The 12,273-nt window shown below is 74.2% G+C and carries 9 protein-coding genes; 8 read left to right on the top strand and 1 reads right to left on the bottom strand.

What is annotated here, in order from left to right:
• Nucleotides 1-643 precede the first annotated feature (643 nt).
• The 3 genes from ACO0M4_RS22915 to ACO0M4_RS22925 all read left to right on the top strand — a co-directional run bounded on the left by ACO0M4_RS22915 (nucleotide 644) and on the right by ACO0M4_RS22925 (nucleotide 6,716).
• A complete protein-coding gene (locus tag ACO0M4_RS22915; RefSeq protein ID WP_003983763.1) occupies nucleotides 644-907 on the top strand; it encodes a WhiB family transcriptional regulator in 264 nt (87 codons plus the stop codon).
• Nucleotides 908-1,227: 320 nt separating this feature from the next.
• Nucleotides 1,228-5,121, top strand: coding sequence for a glycosyltransferase family 2 protein (locus tag ACO0M4_RS22920; protein ID WP_430372804.1), 3,894 nt, complete (start codon nucleotides 1,228-1,230; stop codon nucleotides 5,119-5,121).
• Entirely contained in the window at nucleotides 5,118-6,716 is a 1,599-nt protein-coding gene (locus tag ACO0M4_RS22925) for a DUF5719 family protein (protein WP_430372805.1), read from the top strand. Before ACO0M4_RS22920 ends, ACO0M4_RS22925 begins: the two co-directional genes overlap by 4 nt.
• Before the next feature lie 68 nt (nucleotides 6,717-6,784).
• On the opposite strand, the gene ACO0M4_RS22930 is transcribed toward ACO0M4_RS22925, so the two are convergent.
• Nucleotides 6,785-7,243 (bottom strand): metallopeptidase family protein, encoded by a 459-nt coding sequence (locus ACO0M4_RS22930; protein WP_430372806.1) that lies wholly within the window; start codon nucleotides 7,241-7,243, stop codon nucleotides 6,785-6,787.
• Between the two features lie 268 nt (nucleotides 7,244-7,511).
• Here ACO0M4_RS22930 and ACO0M4_RS22935 point away from each other — a divergent pair, with 268 nt between their 5' ends.
• The 5 genes from ACO0M4_RS22935 to manA all read left to right on the top strand — a co-directional run bounded on the left by ACO0M4_RS22935 (nucleotide 7,512) and on the right by manA (nucleotide 12,189).
• Nucleotides 7,512-7,958 carry a DUF3499 domain-containing protein gene (locus ACO0M4_RS22935; protein ID WP_430372807.1) on the top strand — a complete coding sequence of 149 codons (447 nt, stop codon included), beginning with the start codon at nucleotides 7,512-7,514 and terminating at the stop codon, nucleotides 7,956-7,958.
• Between the two features lie 103 nt (nucleotides 7,959-8,061).
• Complete coding sequence (locus ACO0M4_RS22940; RefSeq protein ID WP_430372808.1) at nucleotides 8,062-9,420, top strand: phosphomannomutase/phosphoglucomutase; 1,359 nt, start codon at nucleotides 8,062-8,064, stop codon at nucleotides 9,418-9,420.
• Nucleotides 9,421-9,552: 132 nt separating this feature from the next.
• Nucleotides 9,553-9,735, top strand: a complete 183-nt coding sequence (locus ACO0M4_RS22945; RefSeq protein ID WP_016573075.1) for a Trm112 family protein — start codon at nucleotides 9,553-9,555, stop codon at nucleotides 9,733-9,735.
• Nucleotides 9,736-9,777: 42 nt separating this feature from the next.
• The gene (locus ACO0M4_RS22950; RefSeq protein ID WP_430372809.1) at nucleotides 9,778-10,914 is read left to right on the top strand and encodes an SIS domain-containing protein; all 1,137 of its coding nucleotides are present in this window, start codon (nucleotides 9,778-9,780) and stop codon (nucleotides 10,912-10,914) included.
• A 72-nt stretch (nucleotides 10,915-10,986) separates the two neighbouring features.
• A complete protein-coding gene (gene manA / locus ACO0M4_RS22955) occupies nucleotides 10,987-12,189 on the top strand; it encodes a mannose-6-phosphate isomerase, class I (RefSeq protein WP_430372810.1) in 1,203 nt (400 codons plus the stop codon).
• Nucleotides 12,190-12,273: the final 84 nt, after the last annotated feature.

Genomic DNA, 12,273 nt, shown 5'->3' on the forward strand with positions numbered 1-12,273 from the left:
ACGGCGCGGGCCGTTCCTTGTGGGGGCGCGGCGCGGTGGTCGCGGCGGAGCAGTGCGCTGACGGGATGGTGCGAGCGCGGCGGGCTGGAGCTCAGTGGCTACGACAGCTGGAACAGCGACAGCGGGCCTGCACAGCGCAGAGCGACCCGTAGGAACGGGTCAGTCGGTGCGCGGAGGTCGCTGGCATGCGGCCAAGGAGACATGGGGCGGCGGTGCGCTGTCAAACGCATGACCGCGTATCGGACAGCGTTCACCTCATCCGGTTACTCCGTCCGGAGAAAGGTTTGTGCAGCCCACGGTGCGGAGAAGCGGTCAGCAACCGTGCCCACGGCCGCCGTTGCGGCCCTGTGATCCGGCTGTGATCTTCCCCGCTCCGGCGCGCGCGGTGCAACGCGAAAGCCGTCCGTTGACGTCTCACTCGGTGAGAAGGGAGCCACGGGTTCGCCGCCCGGGGAAGTGTCCTGTTTTTGGATGATTTGAACACTTTCCGCATACGCTTGGTTCCGCAGAGTGAATAAGAGGCCCAATAGCAGATCTCGGCTTGACTGGCCCGGATCAGCACACTTGTAATTTCACTCGTGTCGTTCAGCCGAATTCGATCACGGCTTGATCACGGGGACGTAAAGACAGACGAGGGGCGCACATGACCGAGCTGTTCCAGGAATTGCTGGTCGAGGAGGCGGACGAGGAGCTCGGCTGGCAGGAGCGCGCACTGTGCGCCCAGACCGACCCCGAGTCCTTCTTCCCGGAGAAGGGTGGCTCCACCCGCGAGGCCAAGAAGGTCTGCCTCGCCTGCGAAGTCCGGTCCGAGTGCCTCGAATACGCCCTCGCCAACGACGAGCGCTTCGGTATCTGGGGCGGTCTGTCCGAGCGCGAGCGCCGCCGGCTCAAGAAGGCCGCCGTCTGACCGTGACAGGCCAGCCCCCCGCACCAACAGCCCGCGGTCGCGCCGACCACGCCGCCGCCCCACCCCAACTCCCCATATCCCCCTATAGCGAACGCACCGCCTCCAGCGCCCTGTCCGCCGGAGGCGGTCTGCTGTGTACGGAGCCGGTCGGTGTCCCGGCGCGAACCATTAGTGTGGGGCCCCGTCCGAGACACGCCCGCACCGCCGGCGCGGGGTGCGCGTGTCCCTCGTAGTCCGTCGCAGTGTCTTCCGGGGGCGGGGGCCTTTCAGCGACTTCGCCGAGGGCCCCGGACTCCCGGGTCCGGAGGGCCCGTACCTCGATGTCCGTGCACAGCCAGTCGGCGGCCCAGGCCGCCCCGTACGCAGCTGCCACACCAGAGTTCCCGCGGCACGTCGTCACCGCCGTGATCGTCTCGCACGACGGCGGCCGCTGGCTGCCCGACGCGCTCGCCGGACTGCTCGGCCAGGAGCGCCCGGTGCAGAACGTCATCGGCGCCGACACCGGCAGCGCGGACGACTCCGCCCACCTGCTCGCCGAGGCGATCGGCGACGACCACGTGCTCCACCTCGCCCGCCGCTCCGGATTCGGCACCGCGGTCGACGAGGCGGTCCGCACCGCCCCCGTCCTCGGCCCCGACGACCTGCCGTACCTGCGCCGCCCCAGCGGCTGGGACCCGGTCAGCCGCACCTGGCACGACGAGGCGTACGAGATGCCGGAACTCCCGCACGGGGAACCGGTCCAGTGGCTGTGGCTGCTGCACGACGACTGCGCGCCGGCCCCCGACGCCCTCGCCGAACTGCTGCGGGTCGCCGACGCCAGCCCGTCCACCGCCGTCGTCGGCCCCAAGCTGCGCAGCTGGTACGACCGCCGGCAGCTGCTCGAAACCGGCGTCAGCATCGCCCGCAGCGGACGCCGTTGGACCGGCCTGGACCGCCGCGAACAGGACCAGGGCCAGCACGACCAGGTCCGCCCGGTGCTGTCCGTCTCCACCGCCGGCATGCTCATCCGCCGCGACGTCTACGAGCAGCTGGGCGGCTTCGACCGCCGACTGCCGCTGATGCGCGACGACGTCGACCTGTGCTGGCGCGCCCAGGCGGCCGGCCATCAGGTCCTCATCGCCCCGGACGCCGTCCTACGGCACGCCGAGGCCGCCGCCCGCGAACGCCGGCCCATCGACTGCGTCGGCCGCTCCGTCGCCCGCCCGTCGCCCGACGGTCACCCCTCATCGAAGCGCTTCGCGCTGCGTGGTTCCACCCCGCACCGGGTCGACAAGGCCGGCGCCGTCTACACCCTGCTCGCCAACACCCGTGGCGCGCTGATCCCGTACACCCTGCTGCGGCTGCTGATCGGCACCCTGCTGCGGGTCATCGCCTACCTCGTCGGCAAGGTCCCCGGCCAGGCCCTGGACGAACTCGCCGGACTCCTCGGCACCCTGCTCCGCCCCGGCAAGATCCTCGCCGCCCGCAAACGCCGGGGGAAGCCGACGGTCGATCCGAGCGAGCTGCGGCCGCTGTTCCCGCCGCCCGGCGCCACCGTCCGCGCCACCGTCGAACAGGTCGCCGGCAACCTCGCCGGCCGCGCCGCCCCCGACGTCGCCTCCGCCGGCCGGCACGGCGCCGTGGAGTCCGGGCCCGGCGGCGACGACGCCGACTACCTGGAGATCGAGCAGTTCGCGCGGCTCAAGCGGATCGCCCGCCGGCCCGGGCCGGTGCTCTTCCTCGTCCTGCTGGTCGTCTCGCTGATCGCCTGCCGCGGACTGCTCGGCGGCGGCTCGCTCGTCGGCGGCGCCCTGCTGCCCGCGCCCGACGGCCTCGGCGCCCTGTGGTCGTCCTACGTCAACAACTGGCACCCGGTCGGCGTCGGCGACACCGCCTCCGCGCCGCCCTACCTCGCCGTGCTGGCTTCCTTCTCCATGCTCTTCCTCGGCAGCACCGGCTTCACCCTCACCCTGCTGCTGGTCTGCTCGGTCCCGCTGGCCGGCCTCACCGCCTACTTCGCGTCCCGCCCGCTGGTCGCCTCGCGACTGCTGCGGGCCTGGGGCAGCATCGCCTACGCCTTCCTGCCCGCCGCCACCGGTGCGCTCGCCGGCGGCCGCCTGGGCACCGCCGTACTGGCCATCCTGCTGCCGCTGATGGCCCGCGCCGCGGTCGCCGCGAGCGGACTGCGGCTGGCACCCGGCACCCGGCCCAGCTGGCGCGCCGCCTGGGCGTACGCGCTGCTGGTCACCGTCACCACCGCCTTCACCCCGCTCGTCTGGCCGATCGCGGTGCTGCTCGGCGTGGCGTTGCTGGTGCTGCGCTTCCTGGACGGCAACCGGGGCCTCGTGATGCCGTACCTGCTGCGGTTCCTGGCCGTGGTGATCGCTCCGCTGGTGGTGCTGGCGCCCTGGTCGCTGTCGCTGCTCACCCACCCGTCGCAGTTCTTCCGCGAGGCCGGCCTCGACTACGGCGCCGGCTCCGCCTCCGTCCTCGACCTCGTCGGGCTCAGCCCGGGCGGCCCCAAGGCCGTCGGCGGGTTGCTGCTCCTCGGCATCGTGCTGGCCGCCCTCGGCGCGACCCTGCGCGACACGCGACAGACCGCGATCCGCACCGCCTGGGCAGTGGCCCTGACCGGACTGCTGTTCGCGGCGCTCGGCAACGGCTCCGGCTGGACCGGCCCGGCCATGCTCGTCTACGGCCTGGCGCTGCTGTGCGCGGCCGCGGTCGGCGCCGAGGGCATCCGCACCCGGATGGCCGCGCTCGGCTTCGGCTGGAAGCAGCCGGCCGCCGTGCTGGTCGCGTTGGCCTGTCTGATCGCCCCGCTCTACGCCGCGGTCAGCTGGATGATCACCGGCGCGGCCGGCCCGGTCCAGCGGCGCGACGCCACCCAGGTCCCGGCGTTCGTCGCCGAGGAGTCCACCACCACCGACCGGGCCCGCACCCTCGTCCTGGACGGCACCGCCGGTCACGTCTCCTACTCCCTCGTCCGCGGCTCCGGAGCCCAGCTCGGCGACGCCGACCTGGCCGCCGAGGCCGGCCCGGACACCCGCCTGGACGCCGTCGTCGCCCACCTCGTCGCCGGCTCCGGCGCCGACCAGACCGACCGGCTCGGCGGCTACGCGGTCCGCTACGTCCTGGTCCGCAAGGGCGCCCCGCGCGAGATGGGCCGCGTCCTGGACGCCACCCCCGGCCTGACCCGGCTCAGCCAGGAGGACGGCAGCGCCCTGTGGCGGGTCGACCAGCGCGTCTCCCGGATCGCGATCGTGCCCGGCCAGACCAAGGAGGGCACCGGCAACGGCGACGCTGTCGCGCCCGTCCCGGTGCCGGCCGGACCGGTCAACGCACACACCACCAAGGTGCCCGCCGGTCCCGCCGGCCGGATCCTGCGGATCGCCGACGCCGCCGACGACGGCTGGCACGCCACCCTCAACGGCACCCCCCTCAAGCCCGTCACCCTCGACGGCTGGGCCCAGGGCTTCCAGCTCCCGTCCGACGGCGGCCGGCTCGACCTCACCCACGACAACCCCCTCGGCCACACCCTCTGGCTGTGGGGCCAGGGCCTGCTCGCCCTCGTCCTGGTCGTGATGGCGCTGCCCGGTCGCCGCCGGGAGATCGACGACGACCTGCCCGAGGAGGCCGCCGTGGCCACCGTGGCCGCCGCCGCCGACCAGACCGCGGGGGAGGGCCGCCGGGCCCGCCGGCTGCGCGCCCAGGCCGAGGCCGCCGGCGCCGCAGCACCGGCCGACGCCGGCACCCCGGCCGCCCGCACCGGCGAGGAAACCCCGGCCCCGGCCCCGGACCCCGCCCCGGCCGCCGACCCGTACGCCGCGGTCCCCCCGCAGCCCTCCTACGAGGAGTGGCCGGCCGCCCCCGACCCGGCCGCCGCGGACCAGCAGCCCTACGCCCCGTCCGCCGACCCGTACGAGGCCGGTCCGTATGAGGCAGGCCCGTACGAGGCAGGCCAGTACGAGCCCGGCCAGTACGGCGAGCAGCAGCAGCCGTATCCGCCGGCCGACCCGTACCAGTCCGGCGGCTACCAGTCCGGCGGGTACACGACCGACCCCTACCAGGCGGGCGCCTACGACCCGTACGGCTACGGCGGGCAGCAGCAGCCCTACCCGGACGCCGGGGCGGACCAGCACCCGCAGCATCCGCAGCACCCGCAGCCCTACGACGGCACGACGTACCCCGGCGCCTTCCCCGAGCCGCGCCGTGACGGGAGCGAGCAGCAGTGAAGCGCACCATCTTGTCCCTGACCGGCGCGGCCGTCGCGCTGGCCGCCGTCACCGGGGTCGCCGCGCTCGCGGCCCCCGGCGACGGTGCGGCCGCGTCCGCGGCCCCCGCGAGCGGCACCCGGCTGCCCGTCCAGCGGACCACGCTGGTGTGCCCGGCGCCCAGCTCCTCGGAGGTCGCCGACACCACCTACACCGCCTTCGCGCCCCCCGGTGCCGCGGCCGGTGCGGACACCAAGAAGGGCACCGCCCAGCTCCAGCCCGCCGGCACGGTCGCCGACAGCCACGGCAACGCCGCCGGCAAGGGCGGCAAGAACGCGAAGGACGGCAAGGGCAAGGGCGGCGCCGCGGACGCCGGTGGGACGCAGATCGTCCCGCCGCCCGACACCAAGCCCGTGGTGCCCCTCCAGCAGGCCGGGAAGCCGGTCATCGCGACCACCGACAGCGCCGACGCACCCGCCCTGACCGGCTCCGCCGACGGTGTCCTGGCCCCCGGCTGGATCATCCAGCAGACCACCGGCATCGCCGCCGGCTCCGGCCGCGGCCTCCAGGGGCTGACCTGCACCGCCCCCGACACCCAGTTCTGGTTCCCCGGTGTCAGCACCGCCACCGGCCGCAACGACTACGTCCACCTCACCAACCCCGACTCGGCGCCGGCCGTCGTGGACCTCGAAATGCGCGGCAAGGACGGCCCGTTGACGGACAGCGGCGGCGGCGAGGACATCACCGTGCCGCCGCGCACCACCGTCCCGGTGCTGCTCTCCACCCTCACCAACAGCTCCGCCGACGGCGCCGCGCTGCACGTCACCGCCCGCTCCGGTCGGATCGGCGCGGCCGTCCAGGCCGCCGACGCCAAGACCGGCGGCGACTGGCTGCCGCCCGCCGCCGACCCGTCGCCCGGTGCCGTCCTCCCCGGCATCCCGGCCGACGCCACCGACGTCCAGCTGGTCGCCGTCGCGCCGGGCGCCACCGACGCCGACCTCAACGTCCAACTGGCCACCCCGACCGGTCTGATCACCCCCGCCGGCCTCGACAGCCTGCACGTCAAGAGCGGGATGACCACCACCGTCGACCTCAAGGACATCACCAAGGGCGAGGCCGGTTCGCTGGTCCTCACGCCGAGCGACGGCGGCTCCACCGCCCCGATCGCCGCGGCGCTACGGGTGATCCGCGGCAAGGGCGACAACCAGGAGATGGCCTTCATCCCGGCGACCCGGCCCCTGGAGGCCCGCGGCACCGTCGCCGACAACCGGGCCAAGGGCAGCACCCTGACCCTGGTCGCCCCCGTCAAGGGCAAGGACGCCAAGGTCAAGGTCACCGCGTCGGCCGGCAGCGACGGCGGCACGCCGGTCTCCAAGACGTACACGGTCAAGGGCGGCACCAGCCTCGCCGTCCAGCCGCCGCAACCGACCGGCCTCAAGGGCTCCTACGCGCTGACCGTCGAGCCCCAGTCCGGCAGCGGCCCGGTCTACGCGGCCCGGATGCTGGCGCTGCCGCAGGGCGGGCTGCCCGCCTTCACCATCCAGCCGCTGCCCGACGACCGCGGTTCGGTGCTGGTGCCCACCGCCGGCCAGGACCTGTCGCTGCTCACCCGCTGACCCGCCCGCCGCGGCCGCGCCTCAAGGGCGCCGCCGCGGGCGACACCTCCCGGACCCGCGCTGCCCGCTCATTCCTGCCCGTAGCGCGGGTCCACCGATTCCGGCGCCAGCCCCAACAGCTCGGCGACCTGCTCGACGACGACCTCGTGCACCAGCAGCGCCCGCTCGTCGCGGCTCTTCGTACGGATCTCCACCGGCCTGCGGTAGATCACGATCCGGTCGCGATATCCGCCACCGGCCGGCAACACCCGGCCCAGCGGCACGCCCTCCTCCTCGGCGAGCGGATCCGGCTCGTCGTCCGGCCCGAACCCCGGCACCTCCAGCACCAGGAAATCGACCTGCGCCAGCTGCGACCAGCGTCGCTCCAGCCGGTCCCGGGAGTCGTAGACGAGGTCCGCGAACGCGTCGGCGCGGGACACCGACAGCGGTACCTGGGGAGGCGCGATCGGGCCGCGCATGCCACGGCCGTGGCGGTCGCGGCGGCGGGGCCGCGGCTCCGCAGGACGGGGAGGTACGGGGCTGTCCATCAGATCGAGCGTAGTCCTCCAGGGACGACCCGTACGGCGTTGTGCGACAACTCGCCACTTGTCGTCGGGTGACCGGACCGGCCCCGGTTCGGTTCGTTTGTGGCCCCGTAACGGATCGCCCCACCTCTACTCCGCACCGCAGAATGACACGAAATGCACCACCTGGGGACGGCCTGCCACCCCCCGCGCGTCTCCTCCGCGCGCACCCCCGACGCGCCCCGGCCGACGGGTGCAGGTCAGACGCATCGGACGAAGCGGGACGACACGGTTGGGTGAGCGGAGGGAGAGTCGTCGCGGCCCGCTCAAGAGTGCGGTACCGTCCAACGTCGTGAGCCCTGTACGTCGCTGTTCGCGCACTGCGTGCGGCCGCCCCGCCGTCGCAACGCTGACGTACGTCTACGCGGATTCGACCGCCGTGCTCGGACCGCTCGCCACCTACGCCGAGCCGCACTGCTACGACCTGTGCGCCGAACACTCCGAGCGCCTGACCGCCCCCCGCGGCTGGGAAGTCGTCCGCCTTGCCATCGACTCCGGACCCGCCCGCCCCAACAGCGACGACCTCGAAGCGCTGGCCAACGCCGTCCGCGAGGCGGCCCGCCCCCAGGAACGCGTCGCCGGCGGCACGGACACCCCCACCCCCACCGGCCGCGACGGCCACCCCATGGAGGTCGCCCGCCGCGGCCACCTCCGGATCCTGCGCTCACCCGACTCCTGACCCGCCACCAGCTGGCCCGCTGCCGTACACGGCTGGTTCACGGCCCCCGCACAGAACGTACGGGTAGGTTTGTCACCCCGTAGCGACTGCAGGAGGGCTGGCTGTGACTGATCTGTCGCAGATCGTGAAGGCGTACGACGTGCGCGGCGTGGTCCCCGACCAATGGGACGAGACCCTGGCCGAACTCTTCGGCGCGGCCTTCGTCCAGGTAACCGGCGCCGACGCGATCGTCATCGGGCACGACATGCGGCCCTCCTCGCCGAGCCTGTCCCGGGCCTTCGGCCGCGGCGCGGCCGCCCGCGGCGCCGACGTCACCGAGATCGGCCTCTGCTCCACCGACGAGCTCTACTACGCCAGCGGCGCCCTCGACCTGCCCGGCGCGATGTTCACCGCCTCGCACAACCCCGCCCAGTACAACGGCATCAAGCTGTGCCGGGCCGGCGCCGCCCCCGTCGGCCAGGACACCGGCCTCGCCGACATCCGCGCCCTGGTCGAACGCTGGACCGCCGAAGGCGCCCCCGAGCCGGCCGCCGCACCCGGCACCCTCACCCGGCGCGACGTCCTGAAGGACTACGCCGCACACCTGCGCTCCCTGGTGGACCTGTCGGATATCCGCCCCCTGAAGGTCGTCGTCGACGCCGGCAACGGCATGGGCGGCCACACCGTCCCCACCGTCTTCGAGGGCCTGCCCCTCGACCTCGACGCCCTCTACTTCGAGCTGGACGGCTCCTTCCCCAACCACGAGGCCAACCCGCTCGACCCGAAGAACATCACCGACCTGACGGCCCGGGTCCGCGCCGTCGGCGCCGACCTCGGCCTCGCCTTCGACGGCGACGCCGACCGCTGCTTCGTCGTCGACGAGAACGGCGACCCGGTCTCCCCGTCCGCGATCACCGCCCTGGTCGCCGCCCGCGAACTCGCCAAGCACCCCGGCGGCACGGTCATCCACAACTGCATCACCTCCTGGTCCGTCCCGGAGGTCGTCAAGGAGCACGGCGGCAGCCCCGTCCGCACCCGCGTCGGCCACTCCTTCATCAAGGCCGAAATGGCCCACACCGGCGCCATCTTCGGCGGCGAGCACTCCGCCCACTACTACTTCCGCGACTTCTGGAACGCCGACACCGGCATGCTCGCCGCGATGCACGTCCTGGCCGCCCTCGGAGGCCAGGACGGCCCGCTGTCCCAGCTGGTCGCCCAGTACGACCGCTACGCCGCCTCCGGCGAGATCAACAGCACCGTCGACGACCAGGCCGGCCGACTCGCCGCCATCAAGGCCACCTACGAAGGCCGCGACGGCATCACCCTCGACGAACTCGACGGACTGACCGTCACCGCCGCCGACTGGTGGTTCAACGTCCGCCCCTCCAACACCGAGCCGCTGCTCCGCCTCAACGTCGAGGCCCGCGACCAGGCCACCGTCGCCCGCACCCGCGACGAGGCCCTGGGGATCATCCGCGGCTGACCCTTCACCCACCCGACGGGAGGGCCGGCCCACACCGGCCCTCCCACCTGCCAAAACCCCCTCCGGGCAGGCCCCGCCCCTCACACCGGCGGTACGCTGGCCACGCCGTAACCACGCCAAAGGAGCACCCCGATGCCGGTCGAAGCCAGCCTGATCCAGATCCTCGCCTGCCCGGCCTGCCACGCTCCGCTGGAAGACCGCACCGCGGCCGACCCGGCCGAGCTGATCTGCACCTCCGCCGACTGCGGCCTCGCCTACCCCGTCCAGGACGGCATCCCGGTCCTCCTCGTCGACGAAGCCCGCCGCCCCGCCTGACCGGCACCACCCCGCCCACCGGCGATCGGAGGCCGCGCCACCATGCTCGACGAGTCACTGCTCGACGCTCCCGAGGCGCTGGCCGGCGCCGACCGTTTCGGCCTGCTGCGCGGCGTCGCCGAATCCGGCGCCCGGGTCCGCACCGCCGCCCGTAGCGCCGCCGAATCCGGCATCCCCGAGCTGACCCCCGACGGGCGGCCGCGCGCCATCCTGGTCGCCGGCCCCGGCCCAGCCGCCGCCGGCGTCGCCGACCTGCTGCGCGCCCTCAGCGGCGGCAGCTGCCCGGTCAGCCTCATCCAGCCCACCGGAGTCGCCCCCCTACCCGGCGCCCTCCGCTGGACCCTGCCCGGCTGGGCCGGCCCCCTCGACCTCCTCCTGGTCGCCGGCCCCGACGCCGCCGACCCCGGCCTCGCCGAACTCGTCGAACACGCCTACCGCCGCGGCTGCGCGGTCGTCGCCGTCACCCCCGCCGGCGGCCCCCTCGCCGACGCCGTCGTCCAGGCCCGCGGCCTGCTCGTCCCCCTGGCCACCACCGCCTACGACGAGGAATTCGACGTCGAGGGCGCCCCACCCGCCGCCCCCGGCACCCTCTGGTCCGTCCTCATCCCGCTGCTCGTGCTCGCCGACCGGATCGGCCTCATCAGCGCCCCGGCGGACGCCGTCAGCAAGCTCGCCGACCGCCTCGACCAGGTCGCAGAACGCTGCGGCCCGGCCATCCCCACCTACACCAACCCCGGCAAGACCCTCGCCGCCGACCTCGCCGACGCGCTCCCGCTCATCTGGACCGAGGGCCTGATCGCCGGCGCCGTCGGCCGCCACTTCGCCACCGAACTCGCCGGACTGGCCGGTCGCCCCGCGCTCGCCGCGGAACTCCCCGAGGCGCTCACCACCCACCGCACCCTGCTCGCCGGCGCACTCGCCGCCGGCGCCGACCCCGACGACTTCTTCCGCGACCGCGTCGAGCAACCCGCCGCCCTGCACGCCAGGATCATCCTGCTCCGCGAAGACGAGGCCGGCCCGCTCTCCGCCACCCGCGCCGCTCAGCAACTCGCCGAGGAACGCGACACCCCCCTCAGCGAGCTGGAGCCGACCGCCGGCAGCGACCTGGAACGCGCCGCGGAACTCCTCGCCATCGCCGATTTCGGCGCCGTTTACCTGGCGCTCGCCGGCACCGAGTGATCATGGCTCCGGGGGAGCACACCACCCGCGCCCCGCCGGACCACCCACGTCACGTCAGGAAGCAGCCGTCCCATGGACCGCCTCGTCAACACCGTGCGCCCCTACGCCTGGGGCTCCACCACCGCCCTCCCCGACCTCCTCGGCGTCGCACCCACCGGCGAACCGCAGGCCGAGATGTGGCTCGGTGCCCACCCCGGCGCCCCCTCCCGCCTCGACCGCGGCCACGGCCCGGTCTCCCTCGCCGACGTGATCGCCGCCGACCCCGAGGCCGAACTCGGCGCCGACACCGTCCGCGCCTTCGGCCCCCGGCTGCCCTTCCTGTTCAAAGTCCTCGCCGCCGGCGCCCCGCTCTCCCTCCAGGTCCACCCCGACCGCGCCCAGGCCGAAGCCGGCTACGCCGACGAGGAGGCCCGCGGCGTCCCCCACGACGCCCCGCACCGCAACTACAAGGACGCGCACCACAAGCCCGAACTGATCTGCGCCCTCACCCCCTTCGACGGCCTCTGCGGCTTCCGCCACCCCGACCAGGCCGCCGAACTCCTGGAGGGCCTCGACGTCGGCGACCTCAAGCCGTACGTCGACATCCTCCGCGCCAGCCCGGAGGAATCCGCGCTGCGCGAGGTGCTCACCGCCGTCCTCGGCGCCGAACCCCACGCCATAGCCGAAACCGTCGAACGCGCCGCCACCGCCGCCGCCCACCTCGCCCCCAAGGGCGGCCCGCACACCGAGGCGTACGAGGCCCTCGCCACCCTCGCCCACCACTACCCGGGCGACCCCGGCGTCCTCGCCGCCGCGCTCCTCAACCACGTCCGCCTCCAGCCGGGCGAAGCGCTCTTCCTCGGCGCCGGCATCCCGCACGCCTACCTCAGCGGCCTCGGCGTGGAACTGATGGCCAACTCCGACAACGTGCTCCGCTGCGGCCTCACCCCCAAGCACGTCGATGTCCCCGAACTCCTGCGCGTGGTCCGCTTCGCCCCCCGCGACGCCGGCGTACTGCGCCCCGAGGACGTCGACGGCGAGGAGGTCTACGACACCCCCGTCGACGAGTTCCGCCTCTCCCGCTTCGCGCTCGCCCCCGGCGCCGCCCCCCGCCCGCTCCCCGCCCGCACCCCGCAGATCCTGCTCTGCACCGCCGGCGCCGTACACCTGACCAGCGACCGCGGCACCACCCGCGACCTCACCCTCACGCCCGGCACCGCCGTCTTCGCCCCCGCCGGCGAACACCTCACCCTCGCCGGCGACGGCACCCTCTTCCGCGCCACCGTCGTCGCCTGATCCCCGTCCGGGATCCCGTCCGGTATACGGCCTCCCGACGCCTCCCGCGGACCGGGCTGCAAGAATGACCGCCGCACGGCATTA

The sequence above is a fragment of the Streptomyces sp. RGM 3693 genome (assembly GCF_050471125.1).
Classification (GTDB): Bacteria; Actinomycetota; Actinomycetes; order Streptomycetales; family Streptomycetaceae; genus Streptomyces.

Bases quoted from the DNA above. Each gene is read 5' to 3' on its own strand.
- ACO0M4_RS22915 (WP_003983763.1), top strand. From the start codon at position 644: ATGACCGAGCTGTTCCAGGAATTGCTGGTCGAGGAGGCGGACGAGGAG.
- ACO0M4_RS22920 (WP_430372804.1), top strand. From the start codon at position 1,228: ATGTCCGTGCACAGCCAGTCGGCGGCCCAGGCCGCCCCGTACGCAGCT.
- ACO0M4_RS22930 (WP_430372806.1), bottom strand. From the start codon at position 7,243: ATGGACAGCCCCGTACCTCCCCGTCCTGCGGAGCCGCGGCCCCGCCGC.
- ACO0M4_RS22945 (WP_016573075.1), top strand. From the start codon at position 9,553: ATGCCGGTCGAAGCCAGCCTGATCCAGATCCTCGCCTGCCCGGCCTGC.
- ACO0M4_RS22950 (WP_430372809.1), top strand. From the start codon at position 9,778: ATGCTCGACGAGTCACTGCTCGACGCTCCCGAGGCGCTGGCCGGCGCC.
- manA (WP_430372810.1), top strand. From the start codon at position 10,987: ATGGACCGCCTCGTCAACACCGTGCGCCCCTACGCCTGGGGCTCCACC.